The organism is Bradyrhizobium sp. GW821-FHT13H05 (assembly GCF_058804065.1).
This window is the reverse complement of the sequence record NZ_JBXAPO010000002.1, coordinates 238,333-259,385: the sequence shown is the minus strand read 5'-3', so window position 1 is coordinate 259,385 and position 21,053 is coordinate 238,333. Positions and strand designations below refer to the sequence as shown.

Genomic DNA, 21,053 nt, shown 5'->3' with positions numbered 1-21,053 from the left:
ACATGCAGGACGAACCGACGCCGGTTGAGCTGACCAGATCAGTCGCCGATTTCCTCCGCAACGACATCACGCCGCTGATCTCCGGCCATCAGGCCTTCAAGCTGCGTGTCGCCATCAACATCCTCGATCTCGTCACGCGACAACTGACGCAGGAGGAGGGGAGCGATGCGAGCGAGGTCGAGCGGCTGCGCGCGCTGCTCGGTGTCGATGGCTCGGTCACCGATCTCAACCGCGCACTCGCCGACCGGATCGCCAAAGGCGAGGCGGATCTCGCAACGCCGGGGCTGGTCGAGCATCTGTGGGCGACCACGATGGACAAGCTCGCCGTCGATCAGCCGAACTACGCGTCATACAAGCGGGAGCTGGGACGTTAGGTGAGCTTCGTAGCCCGGATGGAGCGAAGCGTAATCCGGGACGGTCGCGCGAGAAGATGCCGCTGCCCCGGATTGCGCTTCGCTCCATCCGGGCTACGCCTCAGTCCCTCGCAACCGTCATTGCGAGGAGCGAAGCGACGAAGCAATCCAGACTGTCACCGCGGAAAGATTCTGGATTGCTTCGCTCCGCTCGCAATGACGGCGGAGGGACCGCCTGTTACTTCCCCACCCATTTCGGCGGCCGCTTCTCCGAGAACGCCTTCGGACCCTCGATGTAGTCCTGCGATGCCACCATCGCTTTCACGGCGGGATACTCGCGCTGCTCCTCGATTGCCTGCTCCAGCGACACGCCGAGCCCCTTCTGGATCGTCTGCTTGGACGCCCGGATCGACATCGGCGAGTTCTTCGTGATCATCTCCGCCCAGCGCAGCGCGCCTGCGAGCGCCTCGCCTTGCGGCACCACCTCGTTGACGAAGCCGAGCTCGTGGCCCTCCTTGGCGCTGACATGGCGCGCGGTGAGGATCATGCCCATGGCGCGCTTCAAGCCGATCTGGCGCGGCAGCCGGTGCAGGCCGCCGGCGAGCGCGGCGAGGCCAACGCGCGGCTCGGGCAGGGCGAAGGTCGCGTTCTCGGAAGCAATGATCAGGTCGCAGGCGAGCGCAATCTCGAAGCCGCCGCCCATCGCCACACCATTCACCGCGGCGATGATCGGCTTGTCGCAGTCGAACCGCGCAGTGAGGCCGGCAAAGCCGCCCTTGTCCCAGCCGCGTTTTCCCCCGGCCGCCTGCCACTTCAGATCGTTGCCGGCGCAGAACGCCTTGTCGCCGGCGCCGGTGACGATCGCGACCCATTGCTCGGGATCTCCGGAGAAATCGTCAAACACCTTCTGCAACTCGAAATGCGCATCGGTGTGCAGCGCGTTGTAGACCTCGGGCCGCGACAGCGTGATGATCGTGATCGGCCCCTTGCGTTCCACCTTTGAGAATTTCAGCTCCATCGCGCGCTCCCGCATTTTCTCGTCAAGGAATATTGGCGTCATACTACCGCGCCTCAGTGCTTGGGCACCATCGAATTGCGCAATGCGCCTTGCGCCTCTGGCACGCCTCGCTTTGCTTGACTTGGAGACGCTCTTCTCACCTTAATCGTGCGAAGCAAAAACGCGCCTAGCGCCTTAACGCAAAACGATAAAATCATCCGGGAGAGAACCGTGGATTTCTCGCTGCCAACAGATCTCGTCGCCTATCTCGGAGAGCTCGATCGTTTCATCGAACGTGAGATCAAGCCGCTTGAGGAGGCCGACGACAACATCCGCTTCTTCGACCATCGCCGCGAATGGGCGCGCACCGATTTCGAGAACGGCGGCCTGCCGCGCCACGAATGGGAGGCACTGCTGCGGAAAGCCAAGGATCTGGCCGACGCCGCCGGCCATCTGCGCTTTGCGGTCTCGAAGCAATATGGCGGCAAGGATGGCTCCAATCTCTGGATGGCCGTGATCCGCGAGCACTTTGCCGCGAAGGGCCTCGGCCTGCACAACGATCTTCAGAACGAGCACTCCATCGTCGGCAATTTTCCCGTCGTCACCATGCTCGACCGCTACGGCCGCGACGACCAGAAAGCGATGATCGACGGCTCGATCAAGGGCAAGTACCGCATCACGTTCGGTCTCACCGAGCCCAATCACGGCTCGGACGCCACCCACATGGAGACGCGCGCGGTGCCCGCTGTCCGCGACAACGTCAAGGGCTGGATCATCAACGGCGAGAAGATGTGGACGACGGGCATGCACGTCGCCACGCATTGCGCGCTGTTCGCACGCACCAGCGGCAACGACGGCGATGCCCGCGGCATCACCTGCTTGCTGGTGCCGGCGAAGAGCCACGGCGTGAAGGTCGAGGAGTACATGTGGACCTTCAACATGCCGACCGACCATCCCCGCGTCAGCTTTACCGACGTGTTCGTGCCCGAGGATGCGCTGTTCGGCGAAGTCGGCCGCGGCCTGTCGCTGGCGCAATGCTTCGTGCACCAGAACCGCATCCGCCAGGCGGCAAGCTCGCTGGGCGCCGCCGTCTACTGCATCAACGAGAGCGTGAAATATGCGCGTGAGCGAAAACCGTTCGGCAAGGCGCTTGCCGAGAACCAGGCGATCCAGTTCCCGCTGGTGGAGCTTGCAACCCAGGCCGAGATGCTGCGCCTCTTGATCCGCAAGACCGCGTGGGAGATGGACAAGCTCACCGAGGAACAGATCGAGCGCACGCTGTCCGACCGCGTCTCGATGTGCAACTACTGGGCAAACCGCCTCGCTTGCGAATCCGCCGACCGTGCCATGCAGGTCCATGGCGGCATGGGCTACTCACGCCACAAGCCGTTCGAGCACATCTACCGCCACCACCGGCGCTACCGGATCACGGAGGGCAGCGAGGAGATCCAGATCCGCAAGGTCGCGGGGTTTTTGTTCGGGTATATGGGGCCGGGGAAGCATTAGCGGAGGCGGCGTGCGCAGCGAAGCAATCCAGGGTCTTTCCGCGGCGGCAGTCTGGATTGCTTCGTCGCAAGGGCTCCTCGCAATGACGGGGAGAGAGGCAGGCATCTGTCTCCACACCGTCATTGCGAGCGAAGCGAAGCAATCCAGAATTTTTCCGCGGAGATCGTCTGGATTGCTTGGTCGCCTCACGATCAGTTCACCCGCCGGTCCTTCCCCGCCCAATACGGCTCGCGCAGCTGCCGCCGCAAAATCTTCCCGCTCGGATTCCGCGGCAACGCCGGCAGAAACTCCACGCTCTTCGGCGTCTTGAATCCGGCGATGCGCTCGCGGGTGAAGTTGATGATGTCGGTGGCGGTCGCCTGCTTGCCGGGCTTCATCACCACCACGGCCTTCACCGCCTCGCCCCATTTGTCGTCGGGGATGCCGATCACGGCGGCTTCGGCGACATCGGGGTGATCGCACAGCGCGCTCTCGACTTCGGCCGGGTAGATGTTCTCGCCGCCGGAAATGATCATGTCCTTGATGCGGTCGTGGATGTAGAGGTAGCCGTCCTCGTCCATGTAGCCGGCGTCACCGGTGCGCAGCCAGCCGTCGCCGCGCAGCGTCGATGCGGTTGCCTCCGGCAAATTCCAGTAGCCGGCCATGTTGGAGCCCGAGCGCGTTGCGATATCGCCGACCGCGCGTGGCGGCAGCGGCTGGCCGTCCGCATCGAGGATCGCGATCTCGACGCCCGGCAGCGCCTTGCCGGCCGAGCGCATCCGCTCCAGCCCCTCGACGTGATCTTCCGGCGGCAGCGCGACGATGGTGCCTGTCGTCTCGGTCATGCCGTACATCTGCACGAAGCCGCATTTGAAGACCTCGATGCATTCCTTCAGCAGCGCCGCCGGAATCGGCGAGGCGCCATACAGCATGTACTTCAATCGTGAAAAGTCGACCGTCCTGGCACGCGGCTGCCGCACCACGAACTGCATCGCCGCCGGCACCATGAACAGTTTTGTGATGCCGGACTGCTCGAAGAAATCCAGCACCTTGGTCGGATCGAACTCGCGTGCGATCACGCCGCGCGCGCCGTGGTAGAGACCCATCACGCCCCAGCCGGAGCCGCCGATATGGAAGATCGGCATCGCCACCAGCGAGACGTCATCGGTCGACCACCGGTTCCACTCCGGCTTGTCCTCGGCATTGCCTGTCTGCACCAGGTTGAGGAAGTTCGCATGCGACAGCATCGCGCCCTTCGGCTTGCCTGTGGTGCCCGACGTGTAGAGCTGGATCGCAAAGTCCTTCGTGTCGATTGCAACCTTCGGGTCGTCACCGCTCTGCGCATCGCGCCACGCCGCAAAATCCAGCCATTCCGGCGCGCCGCCTTCGGTGGTGATGATGGTGCGCACGCTCGGCAGCTGGTCCTTGATCTGGCGAACCTGGGTGATGAACTCCGGCCCGACGAACAGCACCGGCGCCTTGCAATCGGCGACGATGAAGGCGACCTCGGGCCCGGCGAGCCGCCAGTTCACCGGCGCCATCACCACGCCGGCCTTCATTGCGCCCATCAGCAGCTCGAAATAGAGGTCGCTGTTCTTGCCGAGATAGGCGATGCGGTCGCCCTTGTTCACGCCTATCGCGACAAGCGCGTTGGCGACCTTGTTGGTCTTGACGTCGAACTCGGCAAAACTGGTGACGCGACCCTCGAACTCGTAGGCGGTGGCGCTGCCGCGGCTCGTCGCGCGCTCGCGCACCACGTCGGCGAGGTTCGCCAATGGCTGTGTGGTGGACATGTCTCTCCCGTCGGCGTTTTTGTTTTATGCCCGGGAGTGTGGCGTCATCCGTGGGGGAAGACAAGACAGGAGAGGCGAAGCGTGGTTTCGTGTCCCGGACGCGCTGCAGCGCTCTCGCGCTGCTGCGCAGAGCCGGGACCCATTCTTCTTGTCCTTGAAGCGTTATGGGCCCCGGCTCAGCAGCGCACCACGCCGCGCTGGACGATGCTTCGCATCGCCAGGGGCGCGTTGCGCTGCGTCCGGGGCACGAGACTACCCCCGCTTGGCCCGGTCCTTCTCGTTCTGCGCCATGATGCTTTCGCGCGCGGTTTTCCAGTCGTCGTCGCTCCAGTCGCGGAGCTGGTAGAAGTTGCCGCCCATGGCGAGTGCCTGCGCGCCGTCCATGGCGATGGTCTCGCCATTGATCCAGTCGCAGCCGCCGGAGATCAGGAACACCGCGGCGTTCTGCAACTCCTCCATGGTGCCGACACGGCCCATCGGGTTCATCGCCTTGGTGCGTGCTCCGGCTTCATCACCCGGCTTGATGCGCTTGCTCATGCCCTCGGTCGGGATCTCGCCGGGCGCGATGGTGTTGAGGCGGATGCCATAGCGGCCCCATTCGGTCGCAAGCGACATCGTCATCGCGTGGATCGCCGATTTGCTCATCGCCGACGGCACCACGTAGGGCGAGCCGTTGCGCACCCAGGTCGTGGTGATCGAGACCACGTTGCCCGGCTGCTTCAGGGCGATCCAGCGCTTGCCGACCGCGTGCGTCACGTAGAAGGTGCCGTGCATGACGATGTTGGCGACTGCATCGAAGCCGCGCGGCGAGAGGTCCTCGCTGCGCGAGATGAAATTGCCGGCGGCATTGTTGATGAGGTCGGTGAGCGGCGCGTCGCGAAAGATGGTCTCGACCATCTCCTCGACTGCGAGCGCATTGCGGATGTCGACGCCGTGGCTGGTGACGCGGCCGCCATACTCGGCCATCAGCTCGGTCGCGGTCTCGTCGCAGACGATCTTGCGCCGGCCGCAGATATGCACCTCGGCGCCGAGCTGGAGAAAGCGCGCCGCCATCGACCTGCCGAGCCCGGTCCCGCCGCCGGTGACAAGGATGTTCCTGCCGGCCAGAAGATTTTCCTTGAACATGGCTGTTTCTCCCGTACGGATTGTCAGTTAATTGGTCGATTGACTAAATCCGGCCGCCGTCTTCCTGTAAAGCGGCACCGAACAAGAACAGGCAAGAACCAGGGGAGAATTCATCCATGGAAGAGCGCGTCTCGATCTCGATCTCGGAAGGCGTCGCCGACGTGCGGCTGGTGCGCGCGGACAAGATGAATGCGCTCGATCAGGCGATGTTCGAGGCGCTTGTCGCGGCAACCGAGCGGCTTTCAAAGGAAAAAGGTGTGCGCGTCGTCGTGCTCTCAGGCGAGGGCCGCGCCTTCTGCGCCGGCCTCGACATGGGGCGTTTTGCCGCCATGAAGGAGAGCGGCGGCAACGGAATTCCGGGTGGCGAAAATCGCGACCTCACCAAGCGGACGCATGGCCAGGCAAACTTTCCGCAACAGGCAGTATGGGGCTGGCGCCAGTTGCCGGTGCCGGTGATCGCGGCGGTGCACGGCGTTGCCTTCGGCGGCGGCTTCCAGCTCTCACTCGGGGCCGACATGCGCTTCCTTAGCCCTGATGCGCGGATGTCGGTGATGGAGATCAAATGGGGCCTCGTCCCTGACATGGCGGGCACGCCCATTCTTGCCTCGCTGGTGCGCGACGACATCCTGCGTGATCTCACCTACACCGGCCGCATCTTCTCCGCGCAGGAGGCGATGGCTTACGGCCTCGCCACGCGCATCTGCGACGATCCGCGCGCCGCAGCGCTCGAGGTCGCACGCGAGATCGCCGGCAAGAGCCCCGATGCGATCCGCGCGGCGAAGCGGCTGCTGAACAATCTTTCGGTCGATCCGGGCCCCGCGCTGCTCGCAGAATCGGTCGAGCAGCAGAAGCTGATCGGCAGTGCGAACCAGACCGAAGCAGTGCGCTCCAATCTGGAGAAGCGCGCGCCGAAGTTTGCGGATTGACGACCTGTCGTTCCGGGGCGATGCGTAGCATCGAACCCGGAACCTCGAGATTCCGGGTCTGGTCCTCCGGACCATCCCGGAATGACAACACAAAAAAAAGAACAACAAATATGAGCGAAACGTCCTCATTCCTCGGCATCGTCTCCGGCGATCGCCGCCGCACCCACACCGAAGTCGCTGGCCGTGCCGATCGCATCGCCTCCGGCCTCGCCAGGATCGGCGTCAGGCAAGGCGATTGCGTCTGCATGCTGATGCGCAACGACATCGCCTTCCTGGAGGCCGCTTACGCCGCCATGCGGCTGGGTGCCTATGGTGTGCCGATCAATTGGCACTTCAAGCCGGAGGAGATCAATTACATCCTCAATGACACCGGCACGTCCGTGCTGATCGGGCATGCCGACATGCTGCACGCCCTGCGCGATGCGATTCCGAACGGCGTCACGGTGCTCAGCGTGCCGACGCCGCCGGAGATCCTGTCCAACTACAAGATCGATCCGGATCATCTGACCACGCCGGACTTCGCGATCGAGTTCGAATCCTGGCTCGCACAATTCCAGCCTTATGACGGCCCGGTCGTGCCGCAGCCGATGAACATGATCTACACTTCGGGCACAACGGGCCATCCCAAGGGCGTGCGGCGCAATGCGCCGACGCCGCAGCAGGCGGCTGCCGGCGAGCGCATGCGCGCGATGATCTATGGGCTCAAGCCTGGCGCCCGCGCGATCCTGCCGGGCCCGCTCTATCACTCCGCACCGAACTCGTTCGGTATCCGCGCAGGAAAGCTCGGCGGTGCGTTGGTGCTGATGCCGCGGTTCGAGGCCGAGGAATTCCTCGAGCTGATCGAGCGCTTCAAGATCGACACTATCTTCATGGTGCCGACCATGTTCATCCGCCTGATGAAGCTGCCGGAGGCGGTGCGCAGGAAGTACGATATCTCTTCGCTGCGCCACATCATCCACGCCGCTGCGCCATGCCCGGCCGACGTCAAGCGCGCCATGATCGAGTGGTGGGGGCCGGTGATCTACGAGTTCTACGGCTCGACCGAATCCAGCGCAGTTACCTTCGCAACGTCAGAGGATGCGTTGAAGAAGCCCGGCACCGTCGGCCGGATTTCGCCCGGTGCCGAGCTGCGCTTCATCGGCGATGACGGCCGCGTGCTTGATGTCGGCGAGATCGGCGAGATCTATTCGCGCATGCCTGAAATGGCCGACTTCACCTACCACAACAAGCCGGAGAAGCGCGCCGAGATCGACCGCGACGGCTTCATCACATCAGGCGATGTCGGCTATATCGACGAGGACGGCTACGTCTTCATCTGCGACCGCAAGCGCGACATGGTGATATCGGGCGGCGTCAACATCTATCCGGCCGAGATCGAGTCGGTGCTCCATGCGGTGCCCGGCGTGCATGATTGCGCGGTGTTCGGCATCCCCGATGCCGAGTTCGGCGAGGCGCTGATGGCGGTGGTGGAGCTGCAACCGGGCATCGCGCTCGATGCAGCCGGCATCCGCGCCCAGTTGAAGACCTCGCTCGCCGATTACAAGGTGCCCAAGCATATCGAGATTCGCTCGGGGCTGCCGCGCGAAGACTCCGGCAAGATCTTCAAACGCCGCCTGCGCGATCCCTATTGGGAGCAGGCGGGGCGGAAGATCTGACGGTGCGTAGCCCGGATGGAGCGCAGCGCAATCCGGGACGGTGCTTGTGCTTGAGACCCCGAATTTCGCTGCGTTCCATCCGGGCTACAAGACCGAAGCCGATCCCGCGCCCCTATGCCAGCTCCCCGCCCACGAACAGCAGGAACGATCGGCCCGGCACCTTGTAGATGCCGTCGAACTCGAACCGGGCGCCGGACGCACCGTCGCTAACGTTGGTATCGAGCAGCAGCGACCAGCACGGACCTGCCGTGGTATGCGGCAGCTTGAAGTCGACCTCGCCCTCAAAACTGTTCAGGATAATCAGCACGCTGTCGTCCTCGCCGTGGCGCGGGATCGCAGTTTTTCGCGCGCGGCCGTCGAGCACGACGCCGAAGCATTTTTGCCAGCCGCTCTCCCAGTCGGCGCTCGACATCTCGCTGCCATTGGCGTTGACCCAGACCACGTCGCGGATGTCGAGCTGGGTGTCGTGCGCGCCGGTGAGGAAACGGCTGCGGCGCAGGATCGGATAGTCGCGGCGGAGCTGGATCACGCGCTTGGTGAAGGCGAGCAGCTTTTGCGAATCCTCGCCCATATTCCAGTCGAACCAGGAGATGTCGCTGTCCTGGCAATAAGCGTTGTTGTTGCCTTGCTGGGTGCGGCCGAACTCGTCGCCGCCGAGCAGCATCGGCGTGCCCTGCGACAGCAGCAGCGTCGCCAGCATGTTACGCTTCTGCCGTTCGCGCAGCGCGAGGATATCCTTGTCGTCGGTCGGGCCCTCGACGCCGCAATTCCAGGAGCGGTTGCTGGAATTGCCGTCGCGGTTGCCTTCGCCATTGGCTTCGTTGTGCTTGTCGTTGTAGCTCGCCCAGTCGTTCAGCGTAAAACCGTCATGGGCGGTGATGAAGTTGACGCTGGCCCATGAGCGCCGGCCGCCCCAGCGGTTGAAGATGTCGCTGGAGCCGAGCAGTCGCGCGGCGAGCGCGGAGGGCGGGGCGTCGCCCCGCCAATAATCACGCACGATGTCGCGATATTTGTCGTTCCACTCCGCCCAGCCGGGCGGGAATCCGCCGACCTGGTAGCCGCCGGGGCCGCAATCCCAGGGCTCGGCGATCAGCTTGACGGTTGACAGCAGCGGATCCTGGTCCATCGCCTTCAGGAAGCCGCTCTGCTCGTCGAAGCCGTAGACCTCGCGGGCGAGGATGGTGCCAAGATCGAAGCGGAAGCCGTCGATATGCATGTGGCCGGCCCAGTAGCGCAAGCTGTCCATTACCATCTGGATCACGCGCGGATGCGACAGGTTGACGGTGTTTCCAGTGCCGGTGTCGTTGATGTAATAGCGCCGCCGGTCCGGCAGCAGGCGATAATAGCTCGCATTGTCGATGCCCTTGAACGACAGCGTCGGGCCAAGCTCGTTGCCTTCGGCGGTGTGGTTGTAGACGACGTCGAGGATCACCTCGAGGCCTGCGCCGTGCAGCTTCGACACCATCTCCTTGAACTCGCGCAGGCTGTTCGGCACGTCGGATGCGTAGCGCGGGTCGGGTGCGAAGAAGCCGATGGTGTTGTAGCCCCAGTAATTGACCAGGTTCTTTCTCAGGAGATTGTCGTCGTTGATGAAGGAGTGGATCGGCAGCAGCTCGACCGAGGTCACGCCGAGCGACGTCAGATGCGCGATCATCTCAGGCGCGGCGAAGCCGGCATAGGTGCCGCGGAGATTCTCCGGCACATCGGGGTGCTTCTTCGTAAAGCCCTTCACATGCGTTTCGTAGACGATGGTCTCGTCCCAATGGACGTTCTGCCGGGCGGCCTCGGCCTGCCAGTCGAAGTCAGGATCAACCACGACGCATTTCGGCATGAACGGCGCGCTGTCGCGCTCGTCGAAGGTGGTGTCGTCGCCCGTCTCCATCTTGTAACCGAACACCGCCGGGTCCCATTTCAGGGTGCCGGCATGGGCGCGCGCGTAGGGATCGAGCAGGAGCTTGTTGGGATTGAAGCGATGGCCGGCCTCGGGCTGATAGGGGCCGTAGACGCGAAGGCCGTAGAAGGTGCCGGGCCCGACGCCGGCGATGTAGCCGTGGAAGACCTGGTCGGTATATTCCGGCAGTTCAAACCGATGGGTTTCGCGGTCGCCGTCGAACAGGCAGACCTCCACCTTGGTGGCGTTGGCGGAAAACACCGCAAAGTTGGTGCCCTTGCCGCTCCAATGGGCCCCCAGCGGATAGGGCAGGCCTTCCTCGATGACAAAATCGGACATGAAAATCCCCCAGGCCCCAGTGGCCGCCTCGGCAACGCCACGGCGCCCTGAATGTTTCAAACGCCGTGCCATTCTGGGCGCTGCGTGCGTCAATTCGATGAAGTGAGGGCGGCTGACGCCATTTGAGGCAATCAAATGCGGCGGGAGCCGATGGCCATCTTCGCAGCGACGATCTGCACACCTATATAGGTGGGGTCATTGACCGCGGATAAAACCATGACCCCCGTTTCCATCCTTCTCAACATCCTCTGGATCCTCATCGGCGGCGCCTGGATGGCGGCTGGCTGGCTGATCGCTGCGGTCATCATGGCGATCACCATCGTCGGCCTGCCCTGGGCACGTGCGGCGTTCAACATCGCCGTCTACACGCTGATGCCGTTCGGCTCGCGGGCGGTCAATCGCTACGAGGTCACCGGTGTCGAGGATATCGGCACCGGCCCGCTCGGGGTGATCGGCAACATCATCTGGCTCGTGCTGGCCGGCTGGTGGCTGGCGCTCGGCCATCTCGTGACCGCATTGGTCCTTGCGGTCACCATCATCGGCATCCCCTTCGCATGGGCCCATCTGAAGCTCGCGGGCATCGCGCTCTGGCCGATCGGCAAGGTGATCGTGCCGGCTTAGGGCGAACGCGCAGGATGGGTAGAGTGCCATTCGGTCCACGATGCTCGCAAAAGCCGCCTTCTTTCTAGCGATTCCCATCTTGCTTTTTGGGTTCTACCAACAATGGAAATTTCGCGATGAGTGGGAGGAAGACCACGGTCGTGGATTGAGTTGGACACGGAAGAACCGGTTATTTGTCACGGCTTCTTTTTTGGGGACGCTATCGCCGCGCTGTTCGCGCAGACGACGAAAGCTTTGGCTCGGAGTAGTGTCGTTTTTCGCTTTGTGGATGGCGGCGGCACTCCTTTCTTCACATTCCTGAACCGAGCGGACTTGAGGCCCGTGGGATGGGTAGAGTGCCAGCGAAATCCATCAATCCGTCGCCGATGACGAAGCATGATGGGTTTCGCAAGAGCTCAACGCATCCTGCGCGCTTGACGGTGTCGCCTGTAGGTCGGGCACTCGGCGAGATGATTCGAGCCATTCGCTGCCTGCACGCTTACGTCGCAACGGGATGGGGACGGCATCAATTTTTTCCGAATTGTTGCGACCGTGTCACAGACTATGCCAAGAGACCGTGGCTATAAAGATGGATTGATTTGGTTTTCGCGGCAGTCCATCGATTTTCCGGAATGGCCATGGCTTCGACACGGATCGGCTTCGGCACCGCGCTTCTCCTCGCATCAGCCATCGGCGCTTCCGCGGCCGACATGCCCGTCAAATACAAGGCCCCGCCGCCCGACCCCTGGAATTGGGGTGGGCTCTATGGCGGCGTCAACGCAGGCTACAGCTTCGGCCGCGACACGATCGCGGAGGACGTACAGGTCGCGGCGGGCCGGGTCCTGCCGACCGGCGGGGTGGTGGGCGGCCAGCTCGGTTACAACTGGCAATTCGGACGGTTCGTCTTGGGCTTCGAAGGCGACGCGCAGTGGTCGGGTCAGAGCGGCCGGACTTGCTCGGGCAACATATGCTTCCAGAACTTCAACGACGAAAATCTTGCCGGGAATTACGAGCACAAGCTCAAATGGTTCGCGACGGCGCGCACCAGGCTCGGCCTCGCCAATGCCGGCACCTTGTTCTACCTCACCGGCGGCGCGGCCTGGGCCGGCGTGCGCGAAACGACGACGTGGGTCCTCGACAATATTCCCGCTTCGAACACCGCAAATCACAGCCTTACCGGCTGGGCGTTCGGCGGCGGCATCGAGGGCCGATTGTCACAGGACTGGACCGTGAAGGCCGAGTACCTGCACCTCGAATTCGCTCCGATGGGCATGAGCGGACGATATGCCGGGAGCAGCGGCCCCGTTTCCTTCGATCTTACGAGCACATCGAGCAGCCGCGTCACCGACAACATCGTCCGCGTCGGGTTGAACCGGCGGTTGTGGAATGGGCCGGCGGCGGCGCCGCCGCTGCCGTCCGATCCGGCCGAGACGGCCTGGCGGTGGACCGGACTCTATGCCGGCCTCAACGCAGGCTATGGTGTCGGCAACGGCTCGTTCCGCGAATTCGAGTTCATCGATCCGTCCGTGCCTCCCGCCCCGACCGAACTCACCCACTATTTCTCGTCATACGCTCCCCATCAGATCTCGCCTCAGGGCGCGCTCGCGGGCGGCCAGCTCGGCTATAACTGGCAGTTCGACCGGCTGGTGATCGGTGTCGAAGGCGATGGGCAGTGGAGTGGTCAAAAAGACGTTTCATGCGCGGCCAGTTGCACCGGCTTTCTCGGGGCGGAAACGCTGACGCAGAAGATCAACTGGCTGGCAACCGTTCGCGGACGATTGGGCTATGCCGATCGCGGCTATCTGTTGTACGTCACGGCGGGCGGTGCGCTCGCCGAAATCCAGGAGACCGAACTCTTCTCGGACTTCAACAGTCTTGTGCCGTCGACATTCAAGCGAACGAATGGCGGCTGGGTCGCCGGCGCCGGCATCGAAGCCTGGGTGTTCGGCAACTGGACCGTCAAAGCCGAATATCTGCATTTCGATCTTGGTTCAGTCAGCCACACCTATGCGACGGGAGTTCCCGTCGCCGTCAACACCGTGACGTCACTGGGCAGCCAGGCCCAAGTCCGCAACGACGTCGTTCGCATCGGCGTGAACTACAAATTGACTGAAAACTGAAATCGAACGACGTTCGGAGAACGTGCGGCCACCCCGTCGCGCGCCCGTTGCTCAGTTCGTAGGAGGGGTAGAGCGTGAGCGAAACCCATCGATCCGTCTGCCGCTGACGAAGCATGATGGGTTTCGCAAGGGCTCAATCCATTCTACGCGTGCTGCGCCCGTTGCACTGTCAGCTTTTGGCCGGTTGCCGATCTAACGCGGCGGAATGCGTGAAAGCAGCTTGTGACCCGGAACGGACCCCAATCTTTTTCGCGTCCTTCGAGAGGTAGCTGGCTCCCGCCTTCCTGGCCGCTTTGATGGCAACCGCCCTGATTGGGGCTGCCCTAGTTGGAAAATGGCCGCTAGGATAACCGTGCTGATTGCTTGATCTCAGCTCAAACAGCATTGGGGTAAGTCATGAAGTCAATTTTTTCACTCGCATTGGCTTTCGCTATTTTCGCTAGCTCTGCATCATCCTTCGCACAGACGACGCCACCTGCGACTCCGAAATCCGCACCAAAATCGGGTGCCCCGACCATGAAGAAGTCCAAGTTGCACGATGGTTGTCACAGCCGTGCAGCCCAGATGTCGGGCAAGCCTTGCAACTAAGCGCACCTTGAGGAGGAGCTGAGGCCGCATCAGTTTGCGGCCTCTTTCATCAGGTCAATCCGGCGATGTCGCCTGTTGGCCCTTCGCTCAATGTTTCGGGTTGCGCCCCGCGGATGTGGTCAAAGCTCGCAGGATGGGTAGAGCGCCAGCGAAACCCATCAATCCGCCCGCTGGAGGCGAAGCATGATGGGTTTCGCAAGGGCTCAACCCATCCCACGCGGGCTGATCAGTCATTCGCGCCGACCTCCGTAAAAAGGAACCCCGCCGGCGTCTTGGTAAAGACGAAGATGAGCTCGCCGCAGAAGACGAAGTAGTTGTCGTTGTTCTCTTGATCGCGATCGTAGACGGCCTTGCCGCGCTGGATGCACGCGCGATTTTTCGCCGTGAACGAGGTCGGGTAGGTCTTGGCGCGAAATTGCGCGGCGTCGCGAATGGCGCTGTCGTTCATGAACGGCAATCGTGTCATGCCGGCGACGGCGGCGGAATCGTTTGTCCTCAGCGCCGCGCGAAACGTCTCGATGAAGCCATCGAATTCCGTCTGCAAGGCAGGAGAAGCGACGGCTTTCTTCGGCGCCTGGGCGACGGCTGGAGCAAGGTTCACGAAAGCGGTTGCGAGCATCATTCTCAGCAAAAATCCCACGGGTCCGCTCCGTCCATCGACCAATCAAGGTGTTCCGGCCGAACCAAATCCATGGTGCTCTGTTGCGTCAAGGACTTTCTGGCTCGCCGGCGCAGCGTTAACTCCGCTGAGTTCTTCGCATCCTGCCCCGAAGACGACATGCTACCGGGCTTCATGCGTCATCCCGACGGCATCGCGCGACAGCGTGCCTCGTCGGAGACGTCGTTGGCGCGATCACCTGCTGCCCAGATCTTCCGCAAAACGTAGCAGGTAACCATCCGGGTCTTGCACCAGGAACTGCCTATTGCCCCGCTCTTCGCCTGCGATCCTGTACCAGGCATCGTGACAATCTCTGAACAGCGGCCAATTCGTCCGCCTCAGGGCTTCGACAAGAGGGGCCACGGAATTGACGAACATTTGGAAGTTGATCCCGCGCCCCAACGGACGTTCAAAGGCCCCGGTCTCCCAATTGCCATTTCGTTGGTTCAACATGACCTGGGAGCCCTGCAGCTCGATGTACATGAAGCGGCTTTCAGGTCGCTGATATGCAATCTGGAAACCCAGTATTGTGCACCAGAACGCCTTGCTCTGCTCTAGGTCAAACACGTCGAGCTCAGGGACGAGCCGGGCGAAGCCGCCATTGGGCAATCTATCCCTCGATGTTTCCATGACTCGCGAACTCCCGGAGTAACTTCGCTGCAGCCACTGCGGGTGCGGCGCTATTCACGCGGGGATATTCTTACCATTGGTTGGCACGTTGAGGAACACATCTCACCTTGTGAGAGCTCTCGGTCAGTGCCGGAGATGTCCACGTCTGGCCCTTAGCCGACTTGGCGTGCGTATCCGGTCGAAGACAGCTTATGACCCATTGCCGAACTTAGGCGCTCCCCGTCCTCAATGGCCACCACCGTGCGGAAATCAAGAAGAGCCCAGCGGCAGGAACGGTGACCATGAGTGAGAATATCAACCCGGCTCCGCCTCCGACTAGAGAGGCGATAACTGAAGTCGTAAGGACAGCTATCATCGTCCATCGGGCGGGATGACCGCATATTGATTGCGGAAACCCGAGACAAGCTAGCGAGGCGAACGCCACTAACGGAATGGACACGTGCGCAAGAAGCTTGACCAGCCATAGAGCCTCAACGCCGTTGTTACCCGCGAAGTGACCAAGGCAGGTAAGCACTGTGGCTAGAATGGCGAGCGAGGCAACCCACGCTCCAACGACCCTTACGATAAGACGAAGTCTCATTGGGTATGCCTTGCGATGAGCCAGCGGAGCGTCGGCCGTCCCTATTTGCGACCTCCATTATAGCAGCGCCATGTTGCAAGGGCTGTGAGGTCGGCTTTCGGGAGGTGAGCTGACCGGCATCATGCGAGCGGCCGAAGGCAGCCTTTGACCCTGAAGCGGACCTCAAGTGCCGTCCTGGTTGGGACTAGCAGGAGGCCACTGAAACACTGCAAGCGCGTCTTCGGCAAGTTGAAAACATCGTCTTGAAAACATGCGCTCCGTCCAGACGGAACGCAGGGCAGCTTCGACTGCTTCGCGGGGCGCCGCTGGATATCGTGTCAACAATTCCGTCACAAGCTCCTCAAATTGCGCGCCCTTTGGCTCCTTCGGTATGGAGCCAAACGACAATGGAAATTCGGGGTTGCGGTCTACATCGTAGTAGGCGTCGTACCGGTAGTCGTCGCTCATGACTTCGGAAACAACGCCGACCTCGAATGAAGCTTCTCGTATCCAGTCATGGCCTGATCTGCGCCACCAGTACTCCAAGACTTCAAGTTCTACGACCGTCGTCGATGGTCCGGCCTCACAGCAACCGATGTTAGGAGGATCACCGTAATGCAGACCCCGGTGGCAGATGGCGGTTGCTACATCCACGTCTTCCTTGAAGTACGGCCGTGTAATCGCCAATCGAAGCTGATGCCCACAGCATTGACATGCGGCGGGAACCAGAACGGCCTCACGCGCATAAAAATTCGCGACCGCGTCCGGCTTGAAAGGTCCATAGCGCGGAACTGCTGACTCATCGAACCATGAGGGCTCCTCGCTTATGCGACTACGGATATCGGCGTAATTCGTATACAACGCGGCCTCCAAGACCGGCAGCCAATCTAAACAGGGTAGCGCCACTTCAACGCGCGGCGCAGGAAAAGCAAAGCTACGATGATCGCAATGGTGGCGAACCAGAGGAAAGCTGGAACGGGCGATTGATTGTGAATGTGGGCGATGTACAGCACTAGGCCCAACAGGATTGCAACCAGCGCGTTCGACACCCAGTACAACGGCGAGCGCCCAATTCCAGTCACTGCGAGTTCAGCAGCTCGTTCGCGTGCTTTTGCTATGCGCCACCAACAACAGCCGAAGAATGCAAAAGCAATAAGCCAGTTCATTCCAGCACAATCAGTTGGACTTGCGTCGTTCGTCTTCGAACGGCGGACGACAGAGATGCCTCGTGAGGCGCCCCTCATTGCCCCACCCGTAGCGCTTAGCGAACGGAACGTACACAAGGCAGGCCAGGCCCAACGTTATCAGTACCACAATGAGGCTGAGGCCGAGGAACACGTAGATGCTGGACGTACCCCCGACGACGAGGACGAGCATAAGGGAGGAACGAATGCTGAAAGGCGACATGCCCGCTAAAGTAGCATAAGGACGCTCTTAGCTGGCGGCTCTCTGACGAATAGGGTTTGCAGACCATTAAGTCAGCTTCTGGCCCCATAGCTGACCTACCGCAAGCATCGCGGCGTAGTCCGCTTCCGTCCCAGGGCGGACTTGCAGACCATCGGCTTCGTTGCCCTCACACTGCCGGAACTGCCACGCGCTCAGTCGCCTTTCGCACACAATTCCTCGCGTTGCCCGACGGGCAAAACACGCCACATGCAGGTCAAGGCATGGGTCCGCAGATATTCTGATTGACCGAATTTATATCTTCGGGTAAACCGCAAAACATCCCGGCCCGCCAAAGGGGCGTTTCGCGATCGTCACGATACGCAGGCCGGGAGGCGATGGACGCGGCAGCGCCGGCGCGTGACGGGATGGCAGGGCGGGTAGTCCCCGTGAGCCATTGCGATCCGCGGATCGACACGGCGCGGTCACAGCGTCTCACTTCGGTTTCGGGGGCGAGCACGCGCGAGCTTCCGGATGTCCGGGGAGGGACGTCCGCGGACGGCAAAAGCGTGTGGTCCTGACGCCCGGGGTCTGTGCGTCAAGGCTTGCGGTGGTGAAGCGGCCCGACCGGGTGCGCGCATCGATCATCCGCAAGGCGACGGGGGCAATAGTGCAACGCTCCCCGGGGAGAGCGCGCCATAAGCCGTAAAACCATTGCGCAGGGAAGGCCGGGCGACCGGCAACACCTGTGGTCACCCCGCGTGCGTCTCTCGTATGCGGACCCTGGGTGCCAGCCGGCGCCCGGCCTTCCCTGCGCCCTTTGTTCTCGATGAGGGCGAAACGGACAGCAAAGCTCGGGCGCCTGCGCCGCGAGACCGCGAAGGCATGTTTATCGATAAGACCTCTATTCTCGTGCCCCGGACGCAGCGCTGCGCGCCGCGTCTTCGCGGTGCGTCCGGGACACGAGCGACGAAGGCAGTGTGCGCCGCTCCCAAGTTCGTCTTGCGCTGCGGTAGAAAAATATCGCACACTCGACCCGCCGGGCAGCCAAGCGAGCTCGAACCAGGGAGCGAGCCATGTCCCTCCAGACATTACCATCCGATGCCGCCGACCATCGCCTCAACCGCCCGGAGGACGTCCAGGCGCTGGAGGCGGATGCGCGGCTGCGGGATGACATCCGCCTGCTCGGGCGCATCCTGGGCGACACGGTGCGCGACCAGGAGGGGGCGGACTTGTTCGACCTGGTCGAGCGCATCCGCCAGACCTCGATCCGGTTCCACCGCGATGAGGACCGGCTCGCCCGCCGCGAGCTCGAGCAGATCCTCGACAGCATGTCGACCTCGGAGACGGTGCGGATCGTCCGCGCCTTCAGCTACTTCTCCCACCTCGCCAACATCGCCGAGGATCAGAACAACATCCGCCAGATGCGCGCGCGTACCGCGGCCAAGAGCGGCAGCTCCGGCGTGCTGGCGGAGACGCTGGCCCATGCCAGGGGCGCCGGGATCAGCGCCGACACGCTGCGTAATTTCTTCAAGACCGCACTCGTCAGCCCGGTCCTGACCGCGCACCCGACCGAGGTCCGGCGCAAGAGCACTATGGACCGCGAGATGGAGGTCGCAGCCTTGCTCGACCGTCGTGAGCGGGTCGCGCTGACCGAAGACGAAGCCGCCGCCAGCGACGAGCAGCTCCGCCGCGAGGTGCTGACGCTGTGGCAGACCAATCTGTTGCGCCGGACCAAGCTCACGGTGCTCGACGAGGTCGCCAACGGCCTGTCGTTCTACGACTACACCTTCCTGCGCGAGGTGCCGCGGCTGGTCAACGTGCTCGAAGACCGGCTGGAGGAAGGCGGCGAGGCGGCGGCAAGCGAGCTCGCCTCGTTCCTGCGCATGGGCAGCTGGATCGGCGGCGATCGCGACGGCAATCCCTTCGTCACCGCCGACGTCATGCGTGGTACGCTGCGGCTGCAGTCGAGCCGGGTGATGCAGTTCTATCTCAACGAGCTGCACGTGCTCGGCTCGGAATTGTCGATCGCGGCGCATCTCGCCGACGTCTCCGAGGAGCTGCGCAAGCTTGCGGAGCGGTCCCCCGACACCTCGCCGCACCGGAGCGGCGAGCCCTATCGCCTCGCGGTCTCCGGCATCTATGCGCGCCTGACCGCGACGGCCGAGATGCTTCAGGTCGAGATCACGCGGCGGCCGGTCGGCAAGGGCGCGCCGTACGAAAGCGTCAAGGAGCTCAAGGCCGATCTCGACGTGCTGCACCGTTCCTTGATCGCGAATAACGCGCGCGTCATCGCGCGCGGCCGGTTGCGGCTGCTGCGGCGCGCAGTGGATTGCTTCGGCTTCCATCTGGCACGGCTGGACATCCGCCAGAACTCGGCGGTGCATGAGCGGACCATCGCCGAACTGATGGATGCCGCCAATCCCGGCATGTCCTATCTCGCGCTCGGCGAGGACGCCCGTATTTCGTTGCTCACCAACGAGCTGCGCTCGACGCGCTCGCTGGTGTCGCCATTCGTCAAATACAGCGACGAGACCATGGGCGAGCTCAACGTTTTCCATGCCGCCGCCGAGGCGCATGCGAAGTTCGGCTCGGACGCCATTCCCCAATGCATCATCTCGATGTGCAAGAGCATGTCCGACATGCTCGAAGTGGCCGTGCTGCTGAAGGAGGTTGGCCTCGTTCATCCCTCCGGGCGCAGCGCCATCAACATCGTGCCGCTGTTCGAGACCATCGAGGATTTGCAGGCATCAAGCGTCATCATGGACCGCATGCTGTCGCTGCACGATTACCGTCGCCTCGTCGACAGCTGTGGCGGCGTGCAGGAGGTCATGCTCGGCTATTCCGACTCGAACAAGGACGGCGGCTTCGTCACCTCGGGCTGGGAGCTGTACAAGGCCGAGATCGGCCTCGTCGACGTGTTCGAGCGGCATCACGTCCGCCTGCGCCTGTTCCACGGCCGCGGCGGCTCGGTCGGCCGCGGTGGTGGGCCGAGCTATGACGCCATCATCGCCCAGCCCGGCGGCGCGGTGAACGGCCAGATCCGCATCACCGAGCAGGGCGAGATCATCTCGTCGAAATATTCCAACGCCGAAGTCGGCCGCAACAATCTGGAGATCCTGGCGGCCGCGACGCTGGAGGCGAGCCTGTTGCATCCGCGCCAGAGCGCGCCGCGCCGCGAATATCTGACCGCGATGGACGAGCTGTCGAACCTCGCCTTCAAGGCGTATCGCGGCCTGGTCTACGAGACCGACGGCTTTGTCGATTATTTCTGGGCCTCGACCGTCATCAACGAGATCGCGACGCTGAACATCGGCAGCCGTCCGGCCTCGCGCAAGAAGACCCGTGCGATCGAGGACCTTCGCGCCATTCCCTGGGTGTTCTCATGGGCGCAATGCCGCCTGATGCTGCCGGGCTGGTACGGCTTCGGCAGCGCAGTCGAGCAGTGGATCGCCGAGCATCCCGACAAGGGCATGCCGTTCCTGAAAGAACTCTACAAGGAATGGCCGTTCTTCCGCATGCTGCTGTCGAACATGGACATGGTGCTCGCCAAAAGCTCGATCGCGATCGCCTCGCGCTATGCCGAGCTGGTGCCGGACGAGGCGCTCCGCGAAAAGATCTTCGGCCGCATCCGCCGCGAATGGCATTCCTGCATCGAGACGCTGCTCGACATCATGGGCCAGGACCGGCTGCTCCAGGGCAACCCGCTGCTGGAGCGCTCGGTGCGTCACCGCTTCCCCTATCTCGACCCGCTCAACCATGTGCAGGTCGAACTGCTGAGGGAGCACCGCGCGCAGAACCCGGATGAGCAGGTGCTGCGCGGGATTCAGCTCACCATCAACGGCATCTCGGCGGGGTTGAGGAATACGGGGTAGAGCGACTCTCTCAGCCGTCATGCCCGGGCTTGTCCCGGGCATCCACGTTCTTCGTTCCGCGCTTCAAGACGTGGAT

At 62.7% G+C, this 21,053-nt stretch carries 16 protein-coding genes; 7 read left to right on the top strand and 9 right to left on the bottom strand.

The genetic code is table 11. From position 1 onward, the window contains the following. The first annotated feature begins 2 nt into the window (after window positions 1-2). The gene (locus tag AC1RR3_RS05670; RefSeq protein ID WP_492820228.1) at window positions 3-374 is read left to right on the top strand and encodes a DUF6285 domain-containing protein; all 372 of its coding nucleotides are present in this window, start codon (window positions 3-5) and stop codon (window positions 372-374) included. 217 nt (window positions 375-591) lie between these two features. Here the strand turns inward: AC1RR3_RS05670 and AC1RR3_RS05665 are convergent, their stop codons facing one another. Then, window positions 592-1,371: an enoyl-CoA hydratase-related protein gene (locus AC1RR3_RS05665; RefSeq protein ID WP_492820226.1), complete on the bottom strand. Its 780-nt coding sequence runs from the start codon at window positions 1,369-1,371 to the stop codon at window positions 592-594. A 210-nt stretch (window positions 1,372-1,581) separates the two neighbouring features. Between AC1RR3_RS05665 and AC1RR3_RS05660 the strand changes: the two genes are divergently transcribed. Further along, entirely contained in the window at window positions 1,582-2,856 is a 1,275-nt protein-coding gene (locus AC1RR3_RS05660) for an acyl-CoA dehydrogenase family protein (protein ID WP_492820224.1), read from the top strand. Window positions 2,857-3,047: 191 nt separating this feature from the next. Here the strand turns inward: AC1RR3_RS05660 and AC1RR3_RS05655 are convergent, their stop codons facing one another. Continuing rightward, window positions 3,048-4,628: a fatty acid--CoA ligase gene (locus AC1RR3_RS05655; RefSeq protein WP_492820222.1), complete on the bottom strand. Its 1,581-nt coding sequence runs from the start codon at window positions 4,626-4,628 to the stop codon at window positions 3,048-3,050. Window positions 4,629-4,880: 252 nt separating this feature from the next. Further along, window positions 4,881-5,753 (bottom strand): SDR family oxidoreductase, encoded by an 873-nt coding sequence (locus AC1RR3_RS05650; RefSeq protein WP_492820220.1) that lies wholly within the window; start codon window positions 5,751-5,753, stop codon window positions 4,881-4,883. 116 nt (window positions 5,754-5,869) lie between these two features. Between AC1RR3_RS05650 and AC1RR3_RS05645 the strand changes: the two genes are divergently transcribed. Both AC1RR3_RS05645 and AC1RR3_RS05640 read left to right on the top strand, forming a co-directional pair. Further along, window positions 5,870-6,679: a crotonase/enoyl-CoA hydratase family protein gene (locus AC1RR3_RS05645; RefSeq protein ID WP_492820218.1), complete on the top strand. Its 810-nt coding sequence runs from the start codon at window positions 5,870-5,872 to the stop codon at window positions 6,677-6,679. Window positions 6,680-6,789: 110 nt separating this feature from the next. Then, window positions 6,790-8,334, top strand: coding sequence for an acyl-CoA synthetase (locus tag AC1RR3_RS05640; protein ID WP_492820216.1), 1,545 nt, complete (start codon window positions 6,790-6,792; stop codon window positions 8,332-8,334). A 112-nt stretch (window positions 8,335-8,446) separates the two neighbouring features. On the opposite strand, the gene glgX is transcribed toward AC1RR3_RS05640, so the two are convergent. Then, window positions 8,447-10,564, bottom strand: coding sequence for a glycogen debranching protein GlgX (glgX, locus tag AC1RR3_RS05635; protein WP_492820214.1), 2,118 nt, complete (start codon window positions 10,562-10,564; stop codon window positions 8,447-8,449). 216 nt (window positions 10,565-10,780) lie between these two features. Between glgX and AC1RR3_RS05630 the strand changes: the two genes are divergently transcribed. Together AC1RR3_RS05630 and AC1RR3_RS05625 are read left to right on the top strand one after the other, a co-directional pair. Next, on the top strand, window positions 10,781-11,185 hold the full coding sequence (locus tag AC1RR3_RS05630; RefSeq protein WP_492820212.1) for a YccF domain-containing protein: 405 nt from the start codon (window positions 10,781-10,783) through the stop codon (window positions 11,183-11,185). 617 nt (window positions 11,186-11,802) lie between these two features. After that, window positions 11,803-13,284, top strand: a complete 1,482-nt coding sequence (locus AC1RR3_RS05625) for an outer membrane protein (RefSeq protein WP_492820210.1) — start codon at window positions 11,803-11,805, stop codon at window positions 13,282-13,284. Window positions 13,285-13,658: 374 nt separating this feature from the next. Here the strand turns inward: AC1RR3_RS05625 and AC1RR3_RS05620 are convergent, their stop codons facing one another. From AC1RR3_RS05620 to AC1RR3_RS05600, 5 genes are all read right to left on the bottom strand, one after another. After that, a complete protein-coding gene (locus AC1RR3_RS05620) occupies window positions 13,659-13,802 on the bottom strand; it encodes a hypothetical protein (RefSeq protein WP_492820208.1) in 144 nt (47 codons plus the stop codon). A 296-nt stretch (window positions 13,803-14,098) separates the two neighbouring features. Then, complete coding sequence (locus AC1RR3_RS05615) at window positions 14,099-14,320, bottom strand: hypothetical protein (RefSeq protein ID WP_492820206.1); 222 nt, start codon at window positions 14,318-14,320, stop codon at window positions 14,099-14,101. Window positions 14,321-14,725: 405 nt separating this feature from the next. Continuing rightward, entirely contained in the window at window positions 14,726-15,160 is a 435-nt protein-coding gene (locus tag AC1RR3_RS05610; RefSeq protein ID WP_492820204.1) for a bleomycin resistance protein, read from the bottom strand. A gap of 742 nt (window positions 15,161-15,902) precedes the next feature. Then, on the bottom strand, window positions 15,903-16,580 hold the full coding sequence (locus tag AC1RR3_RS05605) for a hypothetical protein (protein WP_492820202.1): 678 nt from the start codon (window positions 16,578-16,580) through the stop codon (window positions 15,903-15,905). Between the two features lie 26 nt (window positions 16,581-16,606). Next, window positions 16,607-16,885, bottom strand: coding sequence for a hypothetical protein (locus tag AC1RR3_RS05600; protein ID WP_492820200.1), 279 nt, complete (start codon window positions 16,883-16,885; stop codon window positions 16,607-16,609). A 1,293-nt stretch (window positions 16,886-18,178) separates the two neighbouring features. On the opposite strand from AC1RR3_RS05600, the gene ppc reads away from it, so the two are divergent. Further along, a complete protein-coding gene (gene ppc, locus AC1RR3_RS05595; RefSeq protein ID WP_492820198.1) occupies window positions 18,179-20,977 on the top strand; it encodes a phosphoenolpyruvate carboxylase in 2,799 nt (932 codons plus the stop codon). Window positions 20,978-21,053: the final 76 nt, after the last annotated feature.